This is a genomic window from Streptomyces sp. NBC_00029 (assembly GCF_045160505.1).
GTDB lineage: Bacteria > Actinomycetota > Actinomycetes > Streptomycetales > Streptomycetaceae > Streptomyces.
This window is the reverse complement of the sequence record NZ_CP108292.1, coordinates 7,230,058-7,256,818: the sequence shown is the minus strand read 5'-3', so window position 1 is coordinate 7,256,818 and position 26,761 is coordinate 7,230,058. Positions and strand designations below refer to the sequence as shown.

The 26,761-nt window shown below is 71.9% G+C and carries 21 protein-coding genes; 8 read left to right on the top strand and 13 right to left on the bottom strand.

Translation table 11 applies throughout. The features are described 5' to 3' along the window. Positions 1-51: 51 nt before the first annotated feature. Both OG753_RS33570 and OG753_RS33565 read right to left on the bottom strand, forming a co-directional pair. On the bottom strand, positions 52-2,523 hold the full coding sequence (locus tag OG753_RS33570; protein ID WP_405791239.1) for a Tex family protein: 2,472 nt from the start codon (positions 2,521-2,523) through the stop codon (positions 52-54). A gap of 106 nt (positions 2,524-2,629) precedes the next feature. Further along, complete coding sequence (locus tag OG753_RS33565; RefSeq protein ID WP_405791238.1) at positions 2,630-3,493, bottom strand: SCO6745 family protein; 864 nt, start codon at positions 3,491-3,493, stop codon at positions 2,630-2,632. Positions 3,494-3,640: 147 nt separating this feature from the next. On the opposite strand from OG753_RS33565, the gene OG753_RS33560 reads away from it, so the two are divergent. Continuing rightward, positions 3,641-3,808 (top strand): hypothetical protein, encoded by a 168-nt coding sequence (locus tag OG753_RS33560; protein ID WP_405791237.1) that lies wholly within the window; start codon positions 3,641-3,643, stop codon positions 3,806-3,808. Between the two features lie 133 nt (positions 3,809-3,941). Continuing rightward, a complete protein-coding gene (locus OG753_RS33555) occupies positions 3,942-5,489 on the top strand; it encodes a M1 family metallopeptidase (protein ID WP_405791236.1) in 1,548 nt (515 codons plus the stop codon). A 62-nt stretch (positions 5,490-5,551) separates the two neighbouring features. On the opposite strand, the gene OG753_RS33550 is transcribed toward OG753_RS33555, so the two are convergent. After that, the gene (locus tag OG753_RS33550) at positions 5,552-6,448 is read right to left on the bottom strand and encodes an oxygenase MpaB family protein (RefSeq protein WP_405791235.1); all 897 of its coding nucleotides are present in this window, start codon (positions 6,446-6,448) and stop codon (positions 5,552-5,554) included. 130 nt (positions 6,449-6,578) lie between these two features. On the opposite strand from OG753_RS33550, the gene sph reads away from it, so the two are divergent. After that, positions 6,579-7,568, top strand: coding sequence for a sphingomyelin phosphodiesterase (gene sph / locus OG753_RS33545; RefSeq protein ID WP_327265359.1), 990 nt, complete (start codon positions 6,579-6,581; stop codon positions 7,566-7,568). A 60-nt stretch (positions 7,569-7,628) separates the two neighbouring features. Here sph and OG753_RS33540 read toward each other — a convergent pair whose 3' ends face one another. Together OG753_RS33540 and OG753_RS33535 are read right to left on the bottom strand one after the other, a co-directional pair. Next, complete coding sequence (locus OG753_RS33540) at positions 7,629-9,308, bottom strand: BCCT family transporter (protein WP_327265358.1); 1,680 nt, start codon at positions 9,306-9,308, stop codon at positions 7,629-7,631. A 212-nt stretch (positions 9,309-9,520) separates the two neighbouring features. After that, complete coding sequence (locus OG753_RS33535) at positions 9,521-11,374, bottom strand: AMP-dependent synthetase/ligase (RefSeq protein ID WP_327265357.1); 1,854 nt, start codon at positions 11,372-11,374, stop codon at positions 9,521-9,523. Positions 11,375-11,459: 85 nt separating this feature from the next. Here OG753_RS33535 and OG753_RS33530 point away from each other — a divergent pair, with 85 nt between their 5' ends. Further along, the gene (locus OG753_RS33530) at positions 11,460-12,191 is read left to right on the top strand and encodes a MerR family transcriptional regulator (RefSeq protein WP_327265356.1); all 732 of its coding nucleotides are present in this window, start codon (positions 11,460-11,462) and stop codon (positions 12,189-12,191) included. 21 nt (positions 12,192-12,212) lie between these two features. Here OG753_RS33530 and OG753_RS33525 read toward each other — a convergent pair whose 3' ends face one another. Both OG753_RS33525 and OG753_RS33520 read right to left on the bottom strand, forming a co-directional pair. Continuing rightward, a complete protein-coding gene (locus OG753_RS33525) occupies positions 12,213-13,316 on the bottom strand; it encodes an IS481 family transposase (RefSeq protein WP_327265355.1) in 1,104 nt (367 codons plus the stop codon). A gap of 49 nt (positions 13,317-13,365) precedes the next feature. Further along, the gene (locus OG753_RS33520; protein ID WP_327265354.1) at positions 13,366-13,764 is read right to left on the bottom strand and encodes a VOC family protein; all 399 of its coding nucleotides are present in this window, start codon (positions 13,762-13,764) and stop codon (positions 13,366-13,368) included. 93 nt (positions 13,765-13,857) lie between these two features. Here OG753_RS33520 and OG753_RS33515 point away from each other — a divergent pair, with 93 nt between their 5' ends. Both OG753_RS33515 and OG753_RS33510 read left to right on the top strand, forming a co-directional pair. Next, on the top strand, positions 13,858-14,868 hold the full coding sequence (locus OG753_RS33515) for a helix-turn-helix transcriptional regulator (protein ID WP_405791234.1): 1,011 nt from the start codon (positions 13,858-13,860) through the stop codon (positions 14,866-14,868). Between the two features lie 143 nt (positions 14,869-15,011). Next, positions 15,012-15,680 carry a maltokinase N-terminal cap-like domain-containing protein gene (locus tag OG753_RS33510; protein ID WP_405791233.1) on the top strand — a complete coding sequence of 223 codons (669 nt, stop codon included), beginning with the start codon at positions 15,012-15,014 and terminating at the stop codon, positions 15,678-15,680. Here the strand turns inward: OG753_RS33510 and OG753_RS33505 are convergent. After that, positions 15,677-16,069 (bottom strand): hypothetical protein, encoded by a 393-nt coding sequence (locus tag OG753_RS33505; RefSeq protein WP_405791232.1) that lies wholly within the window; start codon positions 16,067-16,069, stop codon positions 15,677-15,679. The two genes, OG753_RS33510 and OG753_RS33505, sit on opposite strands and share 4 nt — an antisense overlap. 125 nt (positions 16,070-16,194) lie before the next feature. Between OG753_RS33505 and OG753_RS33500 the strand changes: the two genes are divergently transcribed. Continuing rightward, a complete protein-coding gene (locus tag OG753_RS33500) occupies positions 16,195-16,644 on the top strand; it encodes a hypothetical protein (RefSeq protein ID WP_405791231.1) in 450 nt (149 codons plus the stop codon). Between the two features lie 8 nt (positions 16,645-16,652). Beyond that, entirely contained in the window at positions 16,653-19,565 is a 2,913-nt protein-coding gene (locus OG753_RS33495) for a tetratricopeptide repeat protein (RefSeq protein WP_405791230.1), read from the top strand. Between the two features lie 133 nt (positions 19,566-19,698). Here the strand turns inward: OG753_RS33495 and OG753_RS33490 are convergent, their stop codons facing one another. The 5 genes from OG753_RS33490 to OG753_RS33470 are packed head-to-tail and all read right to left on the bottom strand — an operon-like array spanning position 19,699 to position 26,523. After that, entirely contained in the window at positions 19,699-21,870 is a 2,172-nt protein-coding gene (locus tag OG753_RS33490; RefSeq protein ID WP_405791229.1) for a 3-hydroxyacyl-CoA dehydrogenase NAD-binding domain-containing protein, read from the bottom strand. Between the two features lie 51 nt (positions 21,871-21,921). Beyond that, a complete protein-coding gene (locus OG753_RS33485; RefSeq protein ID WP_401276481.1) occupies positions 21,922-23,136 on the bottom strand; it encodes an acetyl-CoA C-acetyltransferase in 1,215 nt (404 codons plus the stop codon). Between the two features lie 53 nt (positions 23,137-23,189). Then, positions 23,190-24,332 carry an acyl-CoA dehydrogenase family protein gene (locus OG753_RS33480; protein ID WP_327265346.1) on the bottom strand — a complete coding sequence of 381 codons (1,143 nt, stop codon included), beginning with the start codon at positions 24,330-24,332 and terminating at the stop codon, positions 23,190-23,192. An 8-nt stretch (positions 24,333-24,340) separates the two neighbouring features. Beyond that, the gene (locus tag OG753_RS33475) at positions 24,341-25,366 is read right to left on the bottom strand and encodes an LLM class F420-dependent oxidoreductase (protein WP_327265345.1); all 1,026 of its coding nucleotides are present in this window, start codon (positions 25,364-25,366) and stop codon (positions 24,341-24,343) included. After that, positions 25,366-26,523, bottom strand: a complete 1,158-nt coding sequence (locus tag OG753_RS33470) for a CaiB/BaiF CoA transferase family protein (protein WP_405791228.1) — start codon at positions 26,521-26,523, stop codon at positions 25,366-25,368. The genes OG753_RS33475 and OG753_RS33470 overlap by 1 nt, the downstream gene beginning before the upstream one ends. Positions 26,524-26,761 lie beyond the last annotated feature (238 nt).

Genomic DNA, 26,761 nt, shown 5'->3' with positions numbered 1-26,761 from the left:
CTGGTGCTGCTCCGAGACGGTCCGGCCTGATCGCCCCCAGGAGGCCAGGACCTAGCGCTTGCGGCGCTCGTCGGGGGTGGTGAGTCCCGCGCGGCGCAGGGCGTCGGCCATCGCGCTGTTGGCGGGGGCGGGAGCGGCGGAGCCGCCCTGCCTCCGGCCCTGGCCGCCGCCCTGGCCCTGGTTCCGGCCCTGGCCACCGCCCTGGCCGCCCTGGCCGCCCTGGCCCTGGTTCCGGCCGCCCTCGCGGGCACCGGCCCCGCCGCGCTGCTGCGGAGGACGGCCACCGCCGCCACCGCCGCCCCGCCGGTCGTCGCGCTGCCTGGGGGCGCCCGCCCCGCGCTCCGCCCCGGCCTCGTCCTCCAGCCGCAGGGTCAGTGAGATCCGCTTGCGCGGGATGTCCACGTCCATGACCTTCACCCGGACGATGTCGCCCGGCTTGACCACGTCCCGGGGGTCCTTGACGAAGTTCTTCGACAGCGCCGAGACGTGCGCCAGCCCGTCCTGGTGGACGCCGATGTCGATGAAGGCGCCGAAGGCGGCCACGTTGGTGACGACTCCCTCCAGGATCATCCCGGGGGCCAGGTCGCCGATCTTCTCCACACCCTCCTTGAAGGTGGCCGTCTTGAAGGCGGGACGCGGGTCGCGGCCCGGCTTCTCCAGCTCGCGCAGGATGTCCGTGACGGTGGGCAGACCGAAGGCCTCCGTGACGAACTGCTCCGGCCGCAGGGACCGCAGGACGCCGGAGTTGCCGATCAGGGCCGCCACCTCGCCGCCCGCCGTCCTGCCCATGGCCCGGACGACCGGATAGGCCTCGGGGTGCACGGACGAGGCGTCCAGCGGGTCGTCCCCGCCGCGGATCCGCAGGAAGCCCGCGCACTGCTCGTACGCCTTCGGGCCGAGCCGGGCCACGTCCTTGAGCCCCTTGCGGCTGCGGAAGGGGCCGTTGGCGTCACGGTGGGACACGATGTTCTCGGCGAGGCCGCCGCTGATGCCCGACACCCGCGAAAGAAGCGGCGCGGAGGCGGTGTTGACGTCCACACCGACACCGTTCACACAGTCCTCGACGACCGCGTCGAGCGAGCGCGAGAGCTTCACCTCTGACAGGTCGTGCTGGTACTGGCCCACGCCGATCGACTTGGGGTCGATCTTCACCAGCTCGGCGAGCGGGTCCTGCAGGCGGCGGGCGATGGAGACCGCGCCGCGCAGCGACACGTCCATGCCGGGGAGTTCCTGCGAGGCGAAGGCGGAGGCCGAGTACACGGAGGCGCCCGCCTCCGAGACCATCACCTTGGTGAGGTTCAGCTCCGGGTGGCGCGTGATGAGGTCCCCGGCCAGCTTGTCGGTCTCGCGGGAGGCCGTGCCGTTGCCGATGGCGACGAGCTCGACGGCATGCTCCTTCGCGAGGCGGGCGAGCTTGGCGAGCGACTCGTCCCACTTGTTGGCGGGCACGTGCGGGTAGATCACGTCCGTGGCCACGGCCTTGCCGGTCGCGTCCACCACGGCGACCTTCACGCCGGTACGGAAACCGGGGTCCAGGCCGAGCGTCGCCCGGGTGCCGGCGGGGGCCGCGAGCAGCAGGTCGCGCAGGTTGGACGCGAAGACGCGTACGGCCTCGTCCTCGGCGGCCTGCCGCAGCCGCATCCGCAGGTCGATGCCGAGGTGCACCTGGATCTTCGTGCGCCAGGCCCAGCGGACCGTGTCGCCCAGCCACTTGTCGCCGGGGCGGCCTCGGTCGTTCACCCCGAAGCGGCGGGCGATCATGCCCTCGTACGTGGACGGTCCGGGCGTCTCGCTCGGCTCCTCCGGCTCCAGCGTGAGGTCGAGGACGTCCTCCTTCTCGCCGCGCAGCATGGCCAGGACGCGGTGCGAGGGCAGCGCGGTGAACGGCTCGGCGAAGTCGAAGTAGTCGGCGAACTTGGCGCCCGCCTCCTCCTTGCCCTCCCGGACCTTCGCCGCGAGCCGGCCCCGGCCCCACATGCGCTCGCGGAGCTCACCGATCAGGTCCGCGTCCTCGCCGAACCGCTCGGTGAGGATGGCCCGGGCACCCTCCAGGGCGGCCGCCGGGTCGGCGACGCCCTTGTCGGCGTCGACGAAGGCGGCCGCGGCGGCGGCCGGTTCCACCGACGGGTCGGCCAGCAGGCCCTCGGCGAGCGGCTCCAGACCGGCCTCGCGGGCGATCTGCGCCTTGGTGCGCCGCTTGGGCTTGAAGGGCAGGTAGATGTCCTCCAGCCGGGCCTTGGTGTCGGCCGCGCCGATGCGCGCCGCCAGTTCGTCGGTGAGCTTGCCCTGCTCCCGTACGGAGTCCAGGACCGCCGCACGGCGGTCCTCCAGCTCGCGCAGATACCGCAGCCGCTCCTCGAGGGTGCGCAGCTGGGCGTCGTCGAGCATCTCGGTCGCTTCCTTGCGGTAGCGCGCGATGAACGGCACGGTGGAGCCGCCGTCGAGCAGCTCCACGGCGGCCCTGACCTGCCGCTCCCGTACGCCGAGCTCCTCGGCGATCCTGCCTTCGATGGACATCGTCACGATCGGGTCCCGCCTGCCTTCGTTTGCACTGGAAGGCTGCCAATTGTGGCAGGTGGCGGTGACGGACGGCGGGAGCCCCGTCCGCCCCGGCGGTCGGACCCGGCCGTCAGGCCCGGCCGAAGAGGTCGCGCGGGAAGGCCCCGGCGCCGACCGCCTTCGTGACGAAGCCGCCGCCGAGTTCGGCGAGACGGGCCAGTCCCTGCTCGCCCAGGTGCTCGTACGGGGCCGCGTCGAGGCGGTCGGTGTCCGCCTCCAGGCGCTCGCGCACGGCCTTGCCCTCGTCGGTGAGCCCGCCGTCCGCGTCGAGGATGCCGCGCTCGCGCAGCCGGCCGGTCGCGGCGTCCAGGTCGGACTCCTCCCAGCCTCGGGTGGCCTTGATCCACTTCGTGGTCATGCCGCGGCCGGTGGCGGTGTGGCTGACCAGGGCCTCCACCGGGTCCAGGCCGGCGAACAGCAGGGCGGCGAGGTGGCCGTCGCCGCGGTGCTCGCGCAGCAGGGTGGTGGCGTGCCACAGGCGCAGGTGCGGGGCGTCGGGTACGGGCAGGTCTGCGTGGGCCGCGTAGAGCGCGCGGGCGTGCCGGGTGCAGCCCTCGGTCGCGCGCACGGCCAGGTCGGCGGCCTCGGCCATCTCCGGCGAGTCGACGGTCTCGGGGCCGAGCAGCCGGCGCAGGGTGCTGTCGGCGGCCCGCAGCCGGGCGGCGAGGACCTGCTCGGGCGTGGCGGTGTCCCACACGGCGGGCAGGTGCCGGGCGAGCAGGTCGTGGCGGTAGTTGTAGAAGGCGGCGGTCACCGCGCCGGGGCCGACGGCGCCCATGGCGGCGGCGCGGCCGGCGAGGTTGACCGCGACCGGGTCCGTGACACCGAGAGCTGCGAGCTCCTTGGCGAGATCCGGTGAGAAGTAGATCGTCGCGTGCAGCGGGTTGATCGCAGCATGCCAACAGCGACGGGCGGCGAGCAGGGGAAGCGTCATGCCCGGCAGGCTACCGACTGCTTGGTATGCCGGGTAGGGCGGGGCTCGAAGGTGACCCTCTTCTCCCTGGCCTCCCTCCCGCGGTCCGTGCGGCCCGATTCGGCCGATCCGCACGCCCGGTTGTGACTGCCGGGCACGGTGTCCCTCGTGCCCGGCGCCCTCCTCGGCGTCGGCTGCGCCTTCGTCGGCGGGGCCCCGAGCCGGTGGCTGCGCCGCAGGCCACGGGCCGTGGCCCGGCGGCACCGGGTCGTCGGCGGGGTGTACCCGACGCTCGGCGTCCTCGGCGCCGCCGCGGCGCTGCCGGTCGGCCCGTGACGGCCGAATGGCGATCGTGTGACAGGAGGGGCCATGGACATGACCTGAGCGGCCAAGGGTGAATACGGTCGAGCGACAAGGCCTTGAACCAGTCTGTGAACCGATCTGTCTCCCCTACCACTTGGAGCCATTCGTGCACCGCAAAGTCATCGCCCCGAGCGTGCTCGCCGCTTCCCTCCTGCTGGTGATCCCGGCGTCGGCGGCGAGTTCCGGTCCGGGCGCCCCGGGTATCGGCGATCCCTACTACCCGGCCAGCGGCAACGGCGGATACGACGTGTCGCACTACGACCTGCGCCTGCAGTACCAGCCGAAGACGGACCTGCTCGAAGGCACGGCCACCCTGCTGGCCACCGCCAAGCAGGACCTCTCCCGCTTCAACCTCGACTTCGGCCTGCAGGTCAGCGAGATCAGGGTCAACGGGGTCAAGGCGAAGTTCGCCACGTCCGGTTCCCACGAGCTGGAGGTCACCCCGGCGAAGCCGCTGGCGCGCAACACCCCGCTGTCCGTCGTCGTCAAGTACGCCGGCAAGCCCTCCGAGCTGAAGGTGGACGGCTGGACGGCCTGGCAGCGCACGCCCGACGGCGGGGTGGCGGCCCAGGAGCCCGACTCCGCGGTCTGGTGGTTCCCCAGCAACGACCACCCGCTGGACAAGGCCACCTTCGACATCTCGGTCAACGTGCCCGACGGCACCCAGGCGATCAGCAATGGCGTGCTCCAGTCCCAGACTTCGCGGCTCGGCTGGACCCGGTACAACTGGCGCTCCAACAAGCCGCAGGCGACCTATCTGGCCACCCTCGCCGTCGGCAAGTTCGACATCACCACCGACAGGACGGCGAGCGGGCTGCCGATCCTCAACGCGTACAGCAAGGACCTCGGCGACAACGCGGGCGCGGCGCGCGCGAGCGTGGAGCGGACCGGTGAGGTCGCCGAATGGCTGGAGGGCGTCTTCGGTCCGTACCCCTTCAACGCGCTGGGCGGCTACGTGCCGAACGTGACCGCCGGTTTCGCCCTGGAGACCCAGACGCGGCCGTTCTACGGCCCGGGGCAGTTCCGCAACGGGGCCAACGTCTCGGTGGTCGTGCACGAGCTGGCCCACCAGTGGTACGGCGACAGCGTGTCCGTCGAGGGCTGGAAGGACATCTGGATCAACGAGGGCTTCGCCCGCTACAGCCAGTGGCTGTGGTCCGAGAAGGAGGGCGAGGGCACGGCGCAGGAGCTCGCCGACTGGGCCTACTCCGTGCGCCCGGCCGAGGACGCGTTCTGGCAGGTCAAGCCGGGCGACCCGGGCCCGGAGAACCAGTTCCACGGAGCCGTCTACGACCGTGGCGCCATCGCCCTGCAGGCGCTGCGCAACGAGATCGGCGACGAGAAGTTCTTCGAGATCCTGAAGGGCTGGCCGGCCGAGCGGGCCTACGGCAATGCCAAGGTCGGGGACTTCGTCCGGTACGCCGAGAAGGTCTCGAAGAAGCCCCTCGCGCAGCTCTTCGAGACCTGGCTCTACACCCCGGGGAAGCCGGCGGCCTCGGCCCTCAACCCGTCGGCGGCGGGGCCTGCGGCCCGCTCGCCGCAGCAGGCCGCCCCGGCGAAGCCCGCGGCGGAGCCCAAGTCCTGGAAGAAGATCGCGGAGACGAACACGATCCACGACACCGAGCACGGCTCCGGGCCCGGCCACCGGCACTGAGTCCGCGCCGTCCGGACCCCCGTACGCGGCTCCCGCTCCCCGCGGGGGCCGCGTGCGTCGTATCAGCGGCGGCCCGCATGCCACGCGGCCCGCGCCCGGTAGGCGATCGGCAGGTACCGCAGCCGCTCCGGCAGCAGCGGTACGAGGATCCGTACGGCCGCGCTGAACCGCCGGAGCGTGCGCTCCTGGGCGGGGCTCCACTCCAGCCCGATCGCGGCGCGGGCCTCGGGCGGCATGTAGCCGACGGTGACGAAGGCCCGCAGGCGCAGGAAGGCGGCCCGCAGCACCGGCCAGGTGAGCCGCAGCAGCAAACGCACGGCGGGCGAGCCGGCCTCCGGCCGGGGCAGCTTCACCTCGGTGGAGATCAGCTCGCGGGCGACCGCGGTGGGCTCGATCTCCTCGGCCAGCATCCGGCCCCAGTACGTCCAGTACTCCTCGATGCTCTGCGGCATGTCCCGGTCGCGCAGGCCCAGGATCCGGCCGACCTGGAGCCACTCCCGGTAGAGCTGTCGTTCCTGGGCGGGGGTGAAGCGGCGCAGCAGGTACCGCCCGGCGTACAGGTAGACCGGGAAGCCGGTGGCGTGCACCCAGGCGTAGCAGGCGGGGTCGAGGGAGTGGTAGCGGCGGCCGCGGGTGTCGGTGCCCTGGATGTCCTTGTGCAGGCGGCGCACCCGGCGGCCCTCCTCGGCGGCCTCCTCGCCGCCGTACACCCACAGCTGGACCGACCGCAGGGAGCGCTCGCCGCGGCCCCAGGGGTCGGTGCGGAAGACGGAGTACTCGTCGACACCGGCCGCGATCGCGGGGTGGGCGACCTGCATGGTGAAGGCGGCGGGCAGCATCAGCAGGGCCCGGACGTCTCCGGCGATCGTCCACAGGACCCCGCCGGGCGGCGGCGGCTCGGGGTCGTTGCGGCGCGAGGCCGCAGGTCCGGCGGGGTGTGCGGGGTCCGTCTTCGTCATGGGACAAGTATGCGAGCACCGGACGGCCGTCTTACGGACAGAAAGTCTCTGCACGGGTGTTACCCAGAGGTAACTGGTGCTGCTTGTATGACGGCGTCGATCTTCCCCCGCAGGAATGATGGAGACCTTCATGCTGCTTTCCTCGCCCCGCTCGCGCCGCGCCGCCGCCACGGCCGTCGCCGCGGTCGCCGCAGGCGCGCTGGCCGTCACCACCGCCCCGTCCGCCACAGCGGCGGAGAGCGCCGCGCCCCCGCGGCTCAGCGTCCTGTCGTACAACGTGTTCCTGATGAGCAAGAACCTGTACCCCAACTGGGGCCAGGACCACCGGGCCGCGGAGATCCCCAAGGCGTCCTTCTACAAGGGCCACGACGTGGTCGTCCTCCAGGAGGCCTTCGACAACAGCTCCTCGGACGCGCTGAAGGCGAACTCCGCCGCGCAGTACCCGTACCAGACCCCGGTCGTCGGCCGCAGCAAGAGCGGCTGGGACGCCACGGGCGGCGCGTACTCCTCCACCACCCCGGAGGACGGCGGCGTCACGGTCCTGAGCAAGTGGCCGATCCTCCGCAAGGAGCAGGTCGTCTACAAGGACGCCTGCGGCGCCGACTGGTGGTCCAACAAGGGCTTCGCCTACGTCGTGCTGAACGTGAACGGCACCAGGGTGCACGTGGTCGGTACGCACGCCCAGTCCACCGACCCCGGCTGCGGCGCGGGCCAGGCCGCCGAGATGCGCGCCCGTCAGTTCCGGGCCGTGGACGCCTTCCTCGACGGGAAGAACATCCCCGCGAACGAGCAGGTCATCGTGGCGGGCGACCTCAACGTCGACTCGCGCACGCCCGAGTACGCGAGCCTGCTCGCCAACGCCGACCTGGCCGACTCCGACACGCGCACGGGTCACCCGTACTCCTTCGACACCGCGCTGAACTCCATAGCGAAATACCGCTACCCGACGGACCCGCGCGAGGACCTGGACTACGTCCTCTACCGCAAGGGCAACGCCCGCCCGGCGGGCTGGGAGAACAACGTGGTGAAGGAGCAGTCGGCGCCCTGGACGGTCTCCAGCTGGGGCACGTCCTACACCTACGACAACCTCTCCGACCACTACCCGCTGATCGGACGCTAGGCCGCCGGCCTCGCCTTCGGGCCGGGCCGGGCCGGCGCGGCCCGGTCCGAAGGCGCGCCGTCATGACCGGCCGTCGGGCGGCGGGGACGCGGAGGACGACTGCGCCGCGTCCGCGTCCGGACCGCCGGACGGGCCGATGCGGATCTCGAATTCGCCGTCGTACTCCTCCTGGCCCGCGGCCACGGCCACGGCCACGGCCTCCTCGCCCTGTTCGTCCTGGATGATGAGCGGGTCCCGGCGCAGGTCGCGCATGAGCGCCACGCACATACCGATCATGACCAGGGTGAACGGTGCCGCGACCAGGATCGTCAGGTTCTGCAGTCCGGCGAGCGCGTCGCCCTCGCCGTTGCCGATGAGCAGCATGATCGCCGCGACGGCGCCGGTGACCACGCCCCAGAAGACGATCACCGGCCTGGACGGTTCGAGGACGCCCTTCTGCGAGAGCGTGCCCATCACGATGGAGGCGGCGTCCGCGCCGGAGACGAAGAAGATCGCGACGAGGACCATGACCAGCAGGCTCATGACCGTGGCGGCGGGGAACTGCTGGAGCAGCCCGAAGAGCTGCCCCTCGGGGGTGCTCTCCCGGGGGAGGTCGCCGCTCTCCCGGAGCTTCATGGCCGTGCCGCCGAAGACGCAGAACCACAGCAGGCTGACCGTGCTCGGTACGAGGATGACGCCGCCGATGAACTGCCGGATGGTGCGGCCGCGGCTGATCCGGGCGATGAACATGCCGACGAACGGGGTCCAGGAGATCCACCAGGCCCAGTAGAAGACCGTCCAGCTGCCCAGCCAGTCGGCGACCTCGCCGGCGCCGGTGGCCTCGGTGCGGCCGATGAGCTGGGGGAGGTCTCCGAGGTAGGCGCCCAGGGACGTCGGCAGGAGGTCGAGCACGAAGATGGTCGGCCCGGCGATGAACACGAAGACGACGAGCACGAGGGCGAGCACCATGTTGATGTTCGACAGCCATTGGATGCCCCGCTCCACGCCGGAGACCGCGGAGGCGACGAAGGCGACGGTCAGGACGGCGATGACGCCCACGAGGAGCGCGGTGCCGACCGTCTCCATCCACCCCAGCTCCTGGATCCCGCTGCCGATCTGGAGCGCCCCGAGGCCCAGTGAGGCGGCGGATCCGAAGAGGGTGGCGAAGATCGCCACGATGTCGATGACCCGGCCGGCCCCGCCGTGGGCGTGCCGGGCCCCGATCAGCGGCTCGAACACGGCACTGATCGTCTGGCGGCGGTCGCGGCGGAACGTGCTGTAGGCGATGGCGAGCCCGACGACGGCGTAGATGGCCCAGGGATGGAGCGTCCAGTGGAACAGGGTGGTGGCCATCGCCGTCTGGATCCGCTCGGCGGAGTCGGCCGGATGCGTGCCGGGCGGGGGCACCTCGTAGTGCGTCAGGGGTTCACTCACGCCGTAGAACATGAGCCCGATGCCCATGCCGGCGCTGAACATCATGGCGACCCAGGAGACGGTACGGAACTCCGGGACCTCGTCCTCGTGGCCGAGGCGGATCCTGCCGTAGCGGCTGATCGCCAGCCAGAGGGCGAAGACGACGAAGGCGCTGGCGGCGAGCACGAAGGCCCAGCCGCCGTTGTGGATGAGCCCTTCGAGCAGGTGGCTCGACACGCTCTCCAGCGAATCGGTGGCCACGGCGCCCCACAGCACGAAGGCGAGGGTCAGGCCCGCGGTGACCCCGAAGACCACCTTGTCCGTGCGGGAACCTTGATCGGCCGGCAACGAAGCCCCCTTCCCCGGAGGACTGGACCTGAAGAGCGTGACAAAACGTCATGCACTCCAGATTTAAGCCCATATCGGCCCACGAAGGCCGCAGGTCACCTGCGCGGCGGTTCACCGGGGCGGGGCGGGGGCGGGGGGAGAGAGCGGGGGTCTGGGTGGTCGGAGCACCGGTGCGGTGGGCTCAGTCCCGCTCACCGCACCGGTGCGTCCGGTTACGCGGACTCGTACGGCTCCTCGTACGGCTCCTCGTACAGGCCGTCTATCAGTGCGCCGTACTTGTCGCGGACCACCCGGCGGCGGAGCTTGAGCGAGGGCGTGAGCTCCCCGGTCTCGGGACCCCATTCCTCGGTCAGCAGCCGGTACCGCTTGATCTGCTCGGTCCGGTTCAGCCGGGCGTTGGCCGCCTCCACCGCGCGGGCGATCTCCTCGCGTACGGCGGGGTGCGCGGCGAGCTCCGCCGCGGAAGCGGCCTCGATGCCCCGGGCCGCGGCCCAGACCGGGGCCAGCTCCGGGTCCAGGACCAGGAGGGCGACGAGGTAGGAACGGCCGTCGCCGTGGACCAGGGCCTGCCCGATGAGCGGGTGCTCCTTGACCGTGTTCTCCACCAGGGCCGGCGAGACGTTCTTTCCGTTCGAGGTGATGATCAGCTCCTTCTTGCGGTCGGTCAGCCAGAGGTACCCGTCCTCGTCGAGCCGGCCGATGTCCCCCGTCGGGAACCACTCCTCGTCGTCGCAGGCGCTCTCCACCGAGCCGTCCGGCCGCAGGTAGCCGCCGAAGACGGTCGCCCCCCGGGTGAGGATCTCCCCGTCCTCGGCCAGTCTCAGCTCCAGCCCCTCGATCGCGCGGCCCACCGAGCCGAGCCGGAAGCCGTCCGGGCTGTTGACCGTGCACACGCCCGAGGTCTCGGTCAGTCCCCAGGCGTCCATGATGGTGATGCCCCAGCCGGCCCAGAAGCGGACCACGTCGATCGGCATCGGCGCGGTGGCGCTGGCCGTCCACATCAGCCGGTCCATGCCCGCCAGCCCCAGCAGCGGGTCCAGCACCTGCTGTTTGGCCCCCGCGTACGAGGCTTCGAGCTCGGCCGGTACCTCCTCGCCGCGCTCCAGGTGCGCGGCCCGGGCGCGGGCCAGGTCGTTCGCGGCCTCGATGGCCGAGCGCTGCTCCTCGGGGAGCTGCGCGAGGACCGCGCGGACCGAGGCGGCGAGCTTCTCCCACACCCGGGGCACGCCGAAGAACTGCACCGGGTGCAGCTCGCGGACGGCCCCCGACACGGCGGCGGGGTCGGCGCACAGCCGTACGTGCGAGGCCCGCAGCAGGGGCAGGTAGATGCCGAGGACGCGCTCGGCGATGTGCGCGAACGGCAGGTAGCAGATGTGCTCGGCGTGCTCGGGCAGGTCCACGTGCCGGTCCAGTCGGATCGCCTGGAGCATGAGGTTGCGGTGGGTCAGCCGCACGCCCTTCGGGTCGCCGGTGGTGCCGGAGGTGTAGACGACGGTCAGCGGGTCTTCGGGGCGGGTCTCCTGCCAGGCCTTCTCGAAGGCGTCGGCGCGGTGGAGGCGGGCGCCGCCCGCGTGCAGGGAGCCGTAGGTGGAGTGGGCGCCGGCCTCGGCCGCTTCGGCCACGACGAGACGCTCCAGGGGCACGGCGCCGTCGGCCAGCAGCGGCTCCCACCGCAGGAGTTCGCGGGCGCCCTCGACGACCGCGAGCCGGGCCCGGCTGTGGCGGGCGATGTGGGCGATCTGCTCGGGCGCGGAGGTTCCGTACACGGTGACGGGCACGGCGCCGAGGTGGACGAGGGCGAGGTCGCTGAGCCAGTGCTCGGGGCGGTTGCCCATCATCATCAGCACGTGTTCGCCGCGCTCGACGCCGAGGGCGGCGTACCCGGAGGCGAGGACGGCGACCTTGCGGCGCACCTCGCTCCAGGTGAGGGTCGTCCACTCGGCGGCGTCGGGGCCGGACCGCCACGAGAGGGCGGGGAGCTCCCCGTACTCGGCGGCGTTGCGGGCCAGCAGGGCCGGCACGGTGATCTCTTCGGGTCGTCCGGGCAGTCGCAGGTTCGTGGTCATGGGCAGCTCCTGGCCGTTTCACATCGTTGGTGCGACAGCAATACTGTTGAACCCAAGCTGTGGAGCAGAGAGCGAGGCGCAGACGATGGCCGACCAGGCACCCGAGCCGATGCTCACCGTCGACGAGCTGGCGGCCAGGGCGGGCGTCACCGTGCGCACCGTTCGTTTCTACAGCACCCGCGGGCTTTTGCCCCCTCCCGTGATCGGCCCTCGTCGGGTGGGGCACTACGGACCGGAACACCTGTCCCGGCTGGCCCTGATCGAGGAGTTGCAGCACCAGGGCATGACCCTGTCCGCCATCGAGCGCTACCTGGACGCGCTGCCGGACGACCTGAGCGCCCACGACCTGGCGATCCACCGGGCGATGGTGGCCAGTTGGGCTCCGGACGCGGCCCAGGAGGTGTCCCGGGAGGAGCTGGAGAAGCGGGCGGGGCGGAGCCTGTCGGACACCGATGTCGGGCGGCTGACGGCGATGAACGTGCTCGGCGCCTCCCGGGACGGGTTCCGGGTGGACGTGGGCCTGCTGCGGCTGGGGGTCGCACTGCTCGACGTGCCGATCGCGCACGAGACGATCCTGGCGGCGCGCACGGTACTGGTGGCGCACGCCCGGGCGGCGGCGCACGAGCTGACGGCGCTGTTCCGGGACGAGGTGTGGGGGCCGTTCACGGAGGGCGAGAGCGATCCGGAGCGGGTGGAGTCGATGAAGGCGCTGTCGGCGCACATGCAGCCGATGGTGGTCCAGGCGCTGGTGACGGCCTTCCAGCGGTCACTGCGGGAGGAACTCCGGGCGGCGTTCGTCTCGGAACCGGAGGCCTAGGTCGTCTCATTCGGATCTTGGTTACGCGAAGTCCTCGAAGGTGAGCTGCTGCGGGATGTCCGCGAGTGGTTCGGGCGGCTGGTCGAAGACGATCTGGTAGTCGCTCCCGGCGGTCCGGCTGATGGGCGGTCGGCCGCCGAGCGCTGCGTGCGGCCGCTCGTCGTTGTAGTAGTTCACGAACTCCACGAGTGCGACGCGACGTTCATGCTCGGTTGTGTAGTCGCGGACGTACGCCCACTCGCGGGTGAGCGTCCCGTTACACCTCTCCACCTTCCCGTTCGTGCGCGGCGTGTACGGGCTGGTCCGCTTGTGCTTCGTACCGGTCGCGGCGAGGGCGTCAGCCCAGGTCGTAGACCGGTAGCACGCGCCGTTGCCGGTGAGGCAGCGGCGGATCCGCGTGATGCCGTGGGCGGCGAAGAAGGAAACGGCCCGGTTCCAGAAGGCGACCGCAGTGACGGCCTTCTCATCGTCCAGGGCCTCGGTGCAGGCGAGCCGGGAGTGGTCGTCGAGCGCCGAATGCAGGTACGTGTATCCGACCTTGCCGGTGCCGGGACCGGTGCGTTTGGAGGCGCGGGCGGACTCGGTGGCGACGCCGTGCATCCGCCAGCCGCCGCCGGTCGGGATGCGTCCGAGCTTCTTGATGTCGACGTGTACCAGGTCGCCGACCCTGTCGTGCTCGTAGCGGATGACCTCGCGCAGCTGCTCGCCGGTCGGTGGATCCAGGTCCCGGAGCCGGCCCAGTCCTCGCCTCACCAGGATGCGGTGTACGGTCGCCGGCGCGAGTGTGACGCCGTGCAGCCGCTGTAGGTCGGCGGCGAGCCGGGCTGGTCCGTGCTTGGTCTGCCGCCGCAGCGCCTCCACCAGGTCGGCGATGTCCTCGGGGGTGCGGGCGGGACTGGTGGCGGGACTGGAGGAGTGGTCGAGCAGTCCGTCCTCGCCGTGCGCGCGCCGGCGGGCGTACCACTTCGCCGGGCAGCGGCTGGTGATCCCGGCTCCAGCAGCGACGTGCGCGATCGGACGTCCGGCGTCGACCCGCAGACACAAGCGCAGACGTCCTTCGAGGGTCAGCGGTGCGTTCCGATGTCCCCTGCTGGTGGCGCTCCTGGACTCGGCGGCCGCGTTCACCGGGAGCCGTGGGATCTCAGGGCTCCCGCGTGAGCGGCTGTGCGTGGCGTCAGCGTGCGAACTTTTCGATGGCCGCCGGTGTGACGGGGGTGAAGAAGTTGACGAGGTTGCCGTCGGGGTCGCGGAACAGCAGCGACCGGTTGCCCCAGGGCATCGTGGTGGGCTCGTTGACGAAGTCGGTGACGAAGCCGGTCAGGTTCTGGTGAACGCGGTCCACGTCATCGACGAGGAACTCGGTGATCACGCTGTGATTGTCCGCCGGGCGGGCAGAGCCCGGGGCGAACAGCGGGACGGTGCGGGTGCCGGCGATCGCGAGGGTGGCGCCCGCGGTCTGGAGTTCGGCGAAGTCCTCGGTGGCCCACGTCGCCCGCGCCCCTGTGGCTCGCTCGTAGAAGTCGACGAGGCGTGCGACGTCGCCGGTGATGATGCGGATCGAGACGAAGTCCATGGGAATCTCCTTGGCTGTGCTGGAGGCGTGCTCGTCGCAGGCTAGGAGAAATAGTGGACAGAATCGGTCCTGTATTCGCGTTAGGGTGCCAACATGCCTCGACCGACCGGCCGCGTGCTGACACTCCTGGAGCTGCTGCAGTCGGGCGGCACCCGGACGGTGGCCGAACTCGCCGACCGTCTCGGCGTCGAAGGGCGCACCGTGCGCCGGTATGTGGACCAACTGATCGACCTCGACGTGCCCGTGGAATCGGTGCGCGGCCGCTACGGCGGGTACCGGCTGGCTCCCGGGTACCGCCTGCCTCCGCTCATGCTCAGCGACGACGAGGCGCTGGCCGTGGTGCTCGGCCTGGTCGCGGGCCGCCGAGCAGGGTTGACGACGACGGAGCGCACGGCAAGCGAGACGGCGTCGGCGAAGATCCGGCGGGTGCTGCCCAAGCACATCGCCCGTCGGCTCGACACCCTCCTGGAAGCTCTCGCCTTCACGGAGCAGCCCGGCGAGTTCGACACCCCGGACGCTGGGGTCCTGCTCACGATCGCCGATGCGGTGCGCCACCACCGACCGGTCTCCATCCGCTACACCGACCGTGACGGACGACGCAGCGAACGCACGCTGCACGCGTACGGGATCGTCGCCCATGCGGGCCGGTGGTACGTCACGGGCAAGGACGCCCAGATCGGCGAGGACCGAACCTTCCGGCTCGATCGCATCGCAGACGCGCGGACCCTGCCCGGCTCGTTCGAAGCGCCAGTGGGTCCCGGTCCGGAACAGCGCGTGTTGTCAGGGTTCGCCACGGCCGAGTACCAGCATGAGGTGACCTTGCGGATCCACGGGACGGTCGAGCAGATCCGCGCCCACCTTCCGGCCAGCGTCGCGAGCCTGGAGGAGCACGAGTCCGCGGCCGGCGAGGACCGCGCGACCGAGCGCTGGCTGCGCGTCGAGCTGCGGGCGGAGCGGCTCGACTGGTTGCCCTCGGTACTCGCCTCACTCGACCGGCCGTTCGTCATCGAGCGCCCCGATGAACTCCGCGACCTCGTCATCGCGCTCGCCGCTCGCCTCACGTCCTACGCCGCCGAGCCTTGCCGCGAGGAACCCATGTCATGAGATGGCACACCCAGGGAGCCCGGACGACGGCCGGGGCAGTGCTCGGGGCGGCGGGGCGGACGCCGAGGACGGGGCGGACGCCCGTACGGACGGCGCACCGGTCGGCCGGTCAACACCCGGGCGTGCGGGGTAGGTTGTGGATCATGGCCGTCATTCACCGCACCACCATGTCGCCCGGCAAGCTCGAACTCCTCGCCGGCTGGCTGCCCCTGCGCCCCTGGTACCGGGGAGGCACGGGTGGCCCGCAGCTCGCCAGGGCCGGCGGTTTCCGGCTCGACGACCCCGAGGGCGAGGTGGGCATCGAGTTCATGGTGGTCACCGACACCTGCGGGGCCGCGCCGGTGAACTACCTGGTCCCGCTCACCTACCGCGGGGCGCCGCTGGAGGGTGCCGGGGACGCCCTGATCGGCACGTCCGAACACGGTGCGCTGGGCCAGCGCTGGATCTACGACGGGACCCGCGACATGGTTCTGGTCGAGCAGCTGCTGGCCCTGCTGGCGGGCCGCGCGACGGCCCAGGACCAGAACACGAGCGACGCCCCCGACCCGACGGTCGAGGTCCGTACCGGGGCGCCCGGCGTGCCGGAGGGCCTCACCGGCCCGGGGACGGTGACGGACACCGCGGACGCGACCCTGGTCACCGTGGGGCCGGCGGGGCGGAAACGCCCGGTGTGGACCCTGGCCGTCGTCCGGGTGCTGCTCCCCGGCGACGCGCCTGCCGGCGACGGCGTACGGGGGCAGGTGCTGGCCGGCTGGTCCGCCCCGGACGACGCCCGGCAGCACGGCCTGTTCGCCCACCTGGCGACGGCTTAGGCCGCTCTGATCGCCTGGTCGATCTCCGCGCCGGTACGGGCCACGACGACGGGCCACTCGTCCCTGAGGGCGGCGGGCAGGAGCTCGCGGTCCTCGTCCCGCCGGACCACGGTCGGCCCTCCGGGGACGACGAGCACGGCGTCCAGCCGTCGCAGCAGGACGGCCAGGAGGTCCATGATCCCGTCGCCTCCGAAGCGGTTGAAGGTGATGCCGGTCGGGCCGTTCATGTAGACGCCCGCCTCCTCCCCCTCCGCCGTACTCACCAGCAGGAAGTTCGTCCCCGGGTCCCTCGCCACCACATGGGGGCCGAGGATCTCGTGCGCGGCGCGCATGTCCAGCGTCGCGGGCTCACCGTGCTCGAACCGGCACACGAAGACGTCGAAACTCATGCCTTCAGCGTATCCGGCGGCCCCCCGGGCCGATGGGCGCAGCGGCGTGATCAACGGCCCAAATCGGCCATGAGCGGCGGGATTTGGCGCTGTCAAACCCCTCGCCGGACGGTTCGTTAGCATGGGTGCTGCATCGATTCCGGGAGAAGCGAGGGCGCACGGTGGACGGTTCCATGGTGGACGCGGTGGTCGCCTCGGTGGGCGCTGCGGTCGGCGCCTACGGCACGGCGGTGCTCACCCGGGGGGAGGACGCCGCGGCGGACGCCACGGTGCGTCTCGGGCAGCGCCTGCTCGCGCGCCTGCGCCGCGACCCGCAGTCCGAGGGCCAGATCGTCGAGGCGGTCGAGGACGTGGCCGCCCACCCCGGGGACGACGACTACCTCGGACTGCTCCGCGCGAAGATCGTCAGAGTGGTCGAGGGCGACGGGGCCCTGGCCGGGGAACTGGCCGCACTCCTCGCGGCGGCCGGCCGGCCGGTGGTCACGGTCAGCGGCGACCGCACGGTCGCGGTGCGGGAGAACACCGGCATCGTCTCGCTGGGCGACCACGCCAGCAACACCGTCGGGGATCGCTGAGCGTCGGCGTGGATCCCTTGAGCCGACGGGCCGAGGTCTCGGTCAACCACGGGATCATCTCCCTGGGCGACGGGGCGAGCAACACGGTCAACAACTACCACCACCCCCTGCCCTCGGCGGCGTCGCTGAGCTGGCCGGGCGGTCCGGGCAGGCTCTCCCCCACGGCCCTGGCCGTCGGCCGGTTCGTGGGCCGGGAGCGGGAACTGAGCGATCTGCACACCGTCCTGCAGTCCGGAACGGGACTGATCGCCCAGACCGTCGCGGGCCTCGGCGGAGTCGGCAAATCGGCGCTGGCCTGCCGCTACGCCCAGATGCGACAGGATGCGTACAGCCCCGTCTGGTGGATCACCGCCGACAGCCCCGACCGGATCGAGGCCGGACTGGCCGCGCTGGCCGTGCGGATGGTGCCCGAGCTGAACAGCGCACCCCTGCCCGACGCCGCGGCGTGGGCCCGGAGCTGGCTGGCCTGCCACGACGGGTGGCTGCTGATCCTGGACGACGTGGCCGCACCGGCCGATGTGCAGGAGCTGATCGGTTCACTGGGCACCGGGCGTTTCCTGATCACCAGCCGCCTCGCCGAGGGCTGGCAGGACCTGGTCGACCGGCCCGTGACGCTGGGGGCCATGCCGGTCGAGGACGCCACGGAACTGCTGCGGCGTTCCTCGGGCCGCGCCGACCTTCCCGACGCGGCCCGGTTGAGTGCACGGCTGGGCCACCTGCCCCTCGCCGTCGCACAGGCGGGTGCGTACCTCTCCCAGACCGGCATCGGCGTGGGTGAGTATCTGGACCTCCTGGACCACCGGAGCGCCGAAACCTTTCGCGGAGCGGCTGCCGGGACACCCGGGGACCGGACGATCGCCGCTGTCTGGACCGTGACCCTGGACCGGATCGCCGAGGAGGACGCGCTCGCCCTCGAAGTGTTCAGGACCCTGGCCTGGTTCGCCCCCGACGGGATTCCCCGCAGCCTCCTGACGCCGATGGCCGATCAGGGACCGCTCGTCCATGCGCTGGGCCTGCTCCGCGCGTACCGCATGGTCGACTTCCTCGACCGCTCGCTGTCGGTGCACCGGCTCGTGCAGGAGGTCTTCCGCACGCCCGACGCGGCGATCCGGCACCGCGAGGACGAGGCCGTCGCCCGGGCGCGCGCCCGCTCGGTGGACCTCCTCACCCTGGCCCGTCCCGCGCCCGACGCCGGGCTCGAGGCCTGGCAGTGCTTCCTGCCGCACGCCGACGCCCTGGTCGCGCACACGACCGCGGCGCAGGACGACGCCGCGGCGACCGGCGTCTTCGAGGCGGCCGCGCGCTTCCTCGGGAGCCAGAACCTGCAGCACCGGGCGGTCCGGTACTGCTCCCGGATCGCCGACTTCCACGGGCGGACGCAGGGGGCGCACGCTCCGGCCACCCTGCACGCCCGCGCCAACCTGGCGGCCGCGCAACTGGAGACGGGGGACCGGGTCCGGGCCCGTGAACTGCTCGAGGCGAACCTGTCCGACCAGCAGCGGATCCTGGGCCCCGACCACCGCCTGACCCTGGCCTCCCAGGCCTACCTGGCCGCCATCACCTACGCCGGCGGCGACCCGGACCTCGGCATCGAGCTGCTGGAGGCCAGCCTCGGCCACCGGGAACGGGTGCTGGGGGCGGATCATCCCGACACCCTGGTCTCCCGCGGGAACCTCGCCGTCGCCCACCACGAACGCGGCAACACGGTCCGGGCCACCGACCTGTTCGAGACCCAGCTCGCCGACTGCCTCAGGGTGCTGGGCCCGGACCACTTCGACACCCTGCGCTCCCGCCACCACCTCGCCAGTGCCCGGCACGCCGCGGGGAACGCGACGGAGGCCGCCCGGCAGCTCACGGCACTCCTCACCGACTGCGAGCGGGTCCTGGGGGCGAGTCACCCCCTGACCGCGGACGTCCGCTCCGACGTCGCCGCCGTCGCATCGGAGCTCACCCAGCAGCCGCGCGACGACATCGAGCAGCTGCGGGCGGATGTCCTCGGACGCGAACGGGAGCACGGCCCGGAGCACCGGAGCACCGTGTCCGCCCGCGCCGTGCTCGGGAGTGCGTACCTGCGGGCCGGAGACGTCCGGTCGGCCACCGAGGTCCTGGAGACCGCACTGGGGTACTCCCTGTGGGTGCTGGGACCGGACCATCCGGCCACCCTGCACATCGGTCACCAGCTCGGCGACGCCTACTTCGCGGCCGGCCGGGAAGCGCTGGGGGCCGAGATGGTGCGCGAGGCCCTGGCCGACTGCGAAAGGGTGCTGGGCCCCGGCCAGTGGGAGACCGAGAACGTCCGGGCCACCCTCGTGTTCATGGCCATGTCCTCCCTCGCCGACCGCGTCCCCGGGGTTCGGGCGGTGCGGCGCCTGCTGAAACGGATGCGCCGTCGCGGCCGGCCGGACGGGGCGGGCCCGGCCGCCGGCGACCGGGGGTGGATGCGTCCCGGCATCGACCCCGAGCGGGTCCGCGCGGCGGCGGCCGAGGGGCTGCGGCTGTGCGGGGAGGGCGAACTGCGCGGGGCGGAAGGGCACCTGCGGGTCGCGTGCGACGGCGGGAACACCTCGGCGATGGCCAATCTGGGGATGGTGCTGGCCCGGACCGGCCGCCCCGCCGGAGCCGAGTTCTGGCTGCTGCGCGCGGTCGAGGCCGGTGAGGAAGGCGCGGCCGGACCCCTCGGGGGCCTGCTGGCCGAGGCGGGACGGTTCAAGGAGGCCCAGCCCTGGCTCCGGCGCGCCGCGGCGACCGGTTCGGTCGACTCGATGATGGACCTCGGGCACGTGCTCATCCGCACCCGCCGGGGCCGGAGCGAGGCCGAGCTGTGGTACCGGCGGGCGGCCGAAGCGGGAGACCCGGAGGCCGCCCGCTTCCTGGAGCAGTGGGCGGCCCTGCGTCCCCGGCGGCGGCCGGGACCGGGCTGAGCCGCCATCCGGCCACTGCCGGACTCACGAAGTGCCGTACGGCGTCCTGCCCCGGCCACCGGATCGGCCGGCCGGGGATGCGGAGGCGGCGGTGCCCCGGGCCCGCTCGCGGGCGGGCCCGGGGCGGGCGTGCTCAGTCCGCGTAGGTCTCGCCCCGCTCGGCCTTCGCGATCAGCGAGGCCGGCGGGGTGAAGCGCTCGCCGTACGTCTCGGCGAGCTCGCGGGCGCGGGCCACGAAGCCGGGCAGGCCGCCCTCGTAGCCGTTGATGTACTGGATCACGCCGCCCGTCCAGGCCGGGAAGCCGATGCCCATGATGGAGCCGATGTTGGCGTCGGCGATCGAGGTGAGGACGCCCTCGTCGAGGCAGCGGACGGTGTCCAGGGCCTCGGAGAAGAGCATCCGCTCCTTCATGTCCCGGAACGGGACGTCGACGCCCGGGCTGCCGAAGTGTTCGCGCAGGCCCGGCCAGATGCGGGAGCGCTTGCCGGACTCGTCGTACTCGTAGAAGCCGGCGCCACCGCTGCGGCCGGGGCGGCCGAACTCGTCGACCATGCGGTCGATGACCGTGTCGGCGGGGTGCTCGGTCCAGGTCCGGCCCTCGGCCTCGAAGGCCTTGCGGCTCTCGTTGCGGATCTTGCGCGGCAGGGTGAGGGTGAGCTCGTCCATCAGGGAGAGCACCTTGGCCGGGTATCCGGCCTGGGCGGCGGCCTGCTCGATGGAGGCGGGCTCCACGCCCTCGCCGACCATCGCCACGCCCTCGTTGATGAACTGTCCGATGACGCGCGAGGTGAAGAAGCCGCGCGAGTCGTTGACCACGATCGGCGTCTTGTTGATCTGGCGGACCAGGTCGAAGGCGCGGGCGATGGCCTCGTCGCCGGTCTGCTCACCCTTGATGATCTCCACCAGCGGCATCTTGTCGACGGGGGAGAAGAAGTGCAGCCCGATGAAGTCGACCGGCCGCGAAACCCCTTCCGCGAGGCCCGTGATGGGCAGCGTGGAGGTGTTGGAGCAGAGCAGCGCGTCCGGCTCGATGACGTCCTGGATCTCCTGGAACACCTTGTGCTTGAGGGAGGTGTCCTCGAAGACGGCCTCGATGACGGCGTCGCAGCCGGCGAGGTCGGCCGCGTCGGCGGTCGTGGTGATGCGGGCGAGCAGCTCGGCGCGCCCCGCCTCGGTGGTGCGGCCCCGGGAGAGCGCCTTGTCGAGCAGCTTCTCGGAGTACGCCTTGCCCTTGGCGGCAGCCTCGGCCGTGACGTCCTTGAGGACGACCTCGATGCCCGCGCGGGCGCAGGAGTACGCGATGCCCGCGCCCATCATCCCCGCGCCGAGGACGGCGACCTTGCGGACCTTGCGGGGCGCGACGTCCTGCGGGCGGCTGCGGCCGGCGTTGACGGCCTGGAGGTCGAAGAAGAACGCCTGGATCATGTTCTTGGCGGTCTGGCCGGTGACCAGCTCGGTGAAGTAGCGGGCCTCGATGGTGAGCGCGGTCTCGAAGTCCACCTGGGAGCCCTCGACGGCGCAGGCCAGGATGTTGCGCGGCGCCGGGTAGGGGGCCCCGTTCAGCTGCTTCTTCAGGCTGGCCGGGAAGGCCGGGAGGTTGGCGGCGAACCGCGGGTTGGACGGCGTACCGCCCGGAATCTTGTAGCCGGGTACGTCCCAGGGCTGCTTCGACTCGGGGTTCGCGTCGATGAAGGCGCGGGCCTTGGCCAGCATCTCCTCGGGGGTGGCGGCCAGTTCGTGCACGAGGCCGTTGTCCAGGGCGCGCTGCGGGGTGTACTGGGTGCCCTGGAGCAGCACCTTGAGCAGCGCGTCGGCGATGCCCATCAGGCGCACGGTACGGGTGACTCCGCCACCGGCGGGGAGGAGGCCCAGGGTGACCTCGGGCAGGCCGATCTTCGAGCCGGGGGCGTCGAGGGCGACGCGGTGGTGGGAGGCCAGCGCGATCTCGTAACCGCCGCCGAGCGCGGCGCCGTTGATGGCGGCGACGACGGGCTTGCCGAGGGTCTCGATGCGGCGCAGGGAGCGCTTGATCTCGGTGCCGGTGTCGAAGGCGATCTGCGCGTGCTCGGGGCGCAGCTGGATCATGTCCTTGAGGTCGCCGCCCGCGAAGAAGGTCTTCTTGGCGGAGGTGAAGATGATGCCCCGGATGGAGTCCTTCTCGGCCTCGGCGCGGTCGGCTACGCCTGCGATGGAGTCCTTGAAGGCCTGGTTCATCGTGTTGGCGGACTGGTTGGGGTCGTCGAGGATCAGGGTGACGACGCCGGTCTCGTCCTGTTCCCAGCGGATCGTGGTGGACTCGCTCATGGTCACTGCTTTCGTTTCGGAAGGTCCGGTGGGCAGGGGGAACAGGACGGATCAGAGGCGTTCGACGATGGTGGCGACGCCCATGCCGCCGCCGACGCAGAGGGTGACGAGCCCGTAGCGCTTGTCCTGGCGCTCCAGCTCGTCGACGATCGTGCCGAGGATCATCGCGCCGGTGGCGCCGAGCGGGTGGCCGAGCGCGATGGCGCCGCCGTTGACGTTGACCTTGTCGAGGGACAGGCCCATGTCCTTGACGAAGCGCAGGACGACGCCCGCGAAGGCCTCGTTGATCTCGACCAGGTCGATGTCGTCGATGGTCAGTCCGGCCTTGGCGAGGGCCTTGCGGGTGGCGGGGGCGGGGCCGGTGAGCATGATGGTGGGCTCGGAGCCGGAGACGGCCGCCGAGACGATCCGGGCGCGCGGGGTCAGACCGCCCCGCTCGCCCGCCTCGCGGGAGCCGATCGCGACGAGCGAGGCGCCGTCGACGATGCCGGAGGAATTGCCCGCGTGGTGGACGTGGTCGATCTTCTCGACCCAGTGGTACTTCTGCAGCGCGACCGCGTCGAAGCCGCCGAGCTCGCCGATGTCGGCGAAGGAGGGCTTCAGCTTGGCGAGGGTGTCGGCGGTGGTGCCGGGGCGGACGAACTCGTCGTGGTCCAGGACGATCAGGCCGTTGCGGTCGGTGACCGGGACCACGGACTTCGCGAAGCGGCCGTCCTTGATGGCCGCGGCGGCGCGCTCCTGCGACAGGGCCGCGTACTCGTCCACGTCGCGCCGGGAGAAGCCCTCGATGGTGGCGATCAGGTCGGCGCCGATGCCCTGCGGGACGAAGCCGGTGTCCCAGTTGGTCATCGGGTCGGCGAACCAGGCTCCGCCGTCGGAGGCCATCGGGACGCGGGACATGGACTCCACGCCGCCCGCGAGGACGAGGTCCTCCCAGCCGGAACGGACCTTGGCGGCGGCCAGGTTGACGGCCTCCAGGCCCGAGGCGCAGAAGCGGTTCTCCTGGACGCCGGCCACGGTGTCCGGGAGCCCGGCGGCGATCGCCGCGATACGGGCGATGTCGGAGCCCTGGTCACCGACCGGGCCGACGACGCCGAGCACGATGTCGTCGATGGTGGCGGGGTCGAGGCCCGGGTTGCGCTCGCGCAGGGCGTGGATGAGTCCGACGACCAGGTCGATCGGCTTGGTGCCGTGCAGGGCGCCGTTGGCCTTGCCGCGACCGCGCGGGGTGCGGATCGCGTCGTATACGTAAGCTTCGGTGCTCACTGGTCAAGCCTTTCGGAGGTTTCCAAGGGGGAGGAAGAGGGAGGCAGAGGGGTTCAGCCGAGCAGCGAACGCCCGATGATCTCTTTCATGATCTCGGTCGTGCCGCCGTAGATGGTCTGGATCCGGCCGTCGGTGAAGGCCCGTGCGACCCGGTATTCGGTCATGTAGCCGTAGCCGCCGTGGAGCTGGAGGCAGCGGTCGGCGACGCGCTTCTGCAGTTCGGTGGCCCACCACTTGGCCATCGAGGCGTGCACGTGGTCCAGTTCGCCGTTGGAGTGGTCGGTGATGCACCGGTCGAGGAAGGTCCGGGTGACGGCGACCTCGGTGGCCATCTCCGCGATCTCGAACCGGATGTGCTGCAGCTTGGCCAGCGGACGGCCGAAGGCCTCCCGCTCCTTCACGTACTGGGTGGTGATCTCCAGCAGGTGCTCGGCGGCGGCGATGCCGGCCATCGCGATGCCCATCCGCTCCTGCGCGAGATTGGTCATCAGGTGGACGAAGGCGCCGTTCAACTCGCCGAGCAGGTTCTCCTTCGGGACGCGTACGTCGTTGAAGAACAGCTCGGCGGTGTCCTGGGACTTCTGGCCGATCTTGTCGAGGTTGCGGCCGCGCTCGAAGCCCTCGGTGCCGCGCTCGACGACCAGGAGCGACAGGCCGTGCGCACCGCCCTCGGGGGTGGTCTTCGCGACCACGATCACCAGGTCGGCGAGGATGCCGTTGGATATGAAGGTCTTGGAGCCGTTCAGCACCCAGTGGTCGCCGCGGTCCTCGGCGGTGGTCCGGATCCCCTGGAGGTCGGAGCCCGCGCCCGGTTCGGTCATCGCGATGGCGGTGATGGTCTCGCCGGAGCAGAAGCCGGGCAGCCAGCGGCGCTTCTGCTCCTCGGTGGCGAGCGAGGTCAGATACGGCCCGATGATGTCGTTGTGCAGACCGATGGCCAGCCCGGGGGCGCCCGCGCGGGTGAACTCCTCGGCGATCACGGCGGCGTAGCGGAAGTCGGTGTTCCCGCCGCCTCCGTACTCCTCCGGTACGGCGAGCCCCAGCAGCCCCTGGCGGCCCGCGGCCCGCCAGGCCTCACGGCTGACGATGCCGTCCTTCTCCCACTGCTCGTAGTGCGGCAGCACCTCCTTGCTGAGGAAGGTGCGCACGGTTTCCCTGAACGCCTCGTGGTCGGCGTCGAAGATGCGGCGTTGCATGGGGCCCCCTAGAGCCAGCTCTTGACGGTTTCGATCAGCCGGGCCGGATCGGGGCCGACCGGGGTGACGTTGAGCATGGTGACGCCCGCCTCGCGGAAGGCCTCGACGCGTTCGCGTACGTAGCCCTCGGGGCCGCACAGCGTCATCAGCTCGCAGAACTCGTCCGGGACGGCGGCCGCGGCGTCGCGCTTGCGTCCGGAGAGGTAGAGGTCCTGGATCTTCCGGGCCTCCTCCTCGTAGCCGTAGGCCACGGCGAGGTCGTTGTAGAAGTTCTTGCCGACCGCGCCCATGCCGCCGACGTAGAGCGCGATCTGCGGACGCGCGAGGTCCCGTGCGGCGGCCGCGTCCGGGCCGATGGCGAGCAGGCCGCCGGCGACGGTCTGCAGCGGGCCCAGTTCCGGCGACCGCTTGGCGGTGCCCTCCGCGAGCGGGCCGCCCCACACGGCGGCGGCCTTCTCCGGGATGAAGAGCGTGGGCAGCCAGCCGTCCGCGATCTCGGCGGTCATCCGCACGTTGGCCGGGCCGAGGGAGGCGATGTGGACGGGAATGGCGGGGCGGACCGGCCGGGTGAGGATCTTCAGCGGTTTGCCGTGCCGGCCGCCCTTCTCGGGCGGCAGCGGCATGTCGGTGATGCCGTGGTGGTCGATCGTCTCGCGGCGCCAGATGCGCCGGCACAGCTCGACCGTCTCGCGGGTCCGGCCGAGCGGCTTGTCGTACGCCATGCCGTGCCAGCCCTCGACGACCTGCGGGCCGGAGGCGCCGAGGCCGAGCATGGCCCGGCCGCCGGAGAGCGCGTCCAGGCCGGCGGCGGTCTGGGCGATGAGGCCGGGAGTGCGCGAGTAGACGTTGAGGATGGCCGAGCCGATCTTCAGCCGCTCGGTGCGGGCGGCGAGATAGCCCATGATCGTCGGGGAGTCGAAGCCCCAGGCCTCGGCCACCCACACGGCGTCGAGCCCGGCCGCCTCCAGCGCGGCGGCCTCGTCGGCCGCCCGGCGCGGATCCCCGGCGTAGTCGAGCATCATGGACAGTTCCATCAGTTCTCCTCCTCCTTCCCGAGCAGGGCCGGTACGTCCCAGTCGGCCGCGACCGACTCGGCGTGCGCACCCGGCTGCGCCGGGCCCGCGGTGACGGCGCCCGGGGTCACCGAGAACCGCGGCGCGGGTGCGGGCTGGACGATCCCGCCGAAGTCGGTGAAGGTCCCGCGGGCGGCGAGGTGCGGGTGGTCAGGTGCTTCGCGCAGCGAGAGCACGGGTGCCACGCAGGCGTCGCTCCCCTCGAAGACGGCCGTCCACTGCGCCCGGGTACGGGTTCTGAAGCGTGCGGCGACAACGTCGCGCAGCTCGCCCCAGCGGGCGAGGTCCTTGCGGGCCGGGGCCCGGTCCGTGATGCCGAGGAGCTCCACGAAGGTGTCGTAGAACTGCTGCTCCAGCGCGCCGACCGCCATGTACTGGCCGTCGGAGGTCTCGTAGGTGCCGTAGAAGGGGCAGCCGCCGTCGAGGAGGTTGGCCCCGCGGCGGTCCTGCCAGCCGCCCGCCGCCATCATTCCGTGGATCATGGCGGTCAGGTGGGCGGTGCCGTCGACGATGGCCGCGTCGACGACCTGGCCGGTGCCGGTGGCGCGGGCGTGGTGCAGGGCGGCGAGCACCCCGACGACCAGGTAGAGCGAGCCGCCCGCGTAGTCCCCGACCAGGTTGGCGGGTACGGCCGGCGGTTCTTCCGGCCTGCCGATCATGCCGAGGGCGCCGGTGACGGCGATGTACGCGATGTCGTGCCCCGCGGTCTCGGCGAGCGGGCCGTCCTGGCCCCAGCCGGTCATCCGGCCGTAGACGAGCCTCGGATTGCGGGCGTGGCACTCGGCCGGGCCGACGCCGAGCCGCTCGGCGACCCCCGGCCGGAACCCTTCGACGAGTACGTCGGCCTTCTCGACCAGGTCCAGGACGCGGGCGGACCCGTCGGCGGCCTTGAGGTCGATGAGCACGGACCGCTTGTTGCGGTTGGTGATGTCATAGGCGGGGTTGACCGCGAGCCCGCCGCCGCCGGGCCGGTCCACCCGTACGACGTCCGCGCCCAGGTCGGCGAGGAGCATGGCGGCGAACGGTCCGGGGCCGATGCCCGCCAGTTCGACGACGCGCACGCCGGCGAGCGGGCCGTGCCCGCCCGTGTTCCGGTTCCCGTTCCCTGTCACTGCCATCGGGCCCCCAGCGGCTCTGGTGTGCATGGTGTGCATGATGTGCGGCTGTGTGACACAACTGATGTAACACCAGTGATGCTAGGAACGTGTTCCACCGAACACAAGCCCCCGTGCGGGCTCCCCGCAGGTGACCTGTCCCGGGATGTCCGACTCCGCGGGAATCGGGCCCAAGATCAAAGGGCACCCCCCTGACCAGCGGTTGCGCGGCTATGTACTCTGAACACGCTTTCGAAGCTGA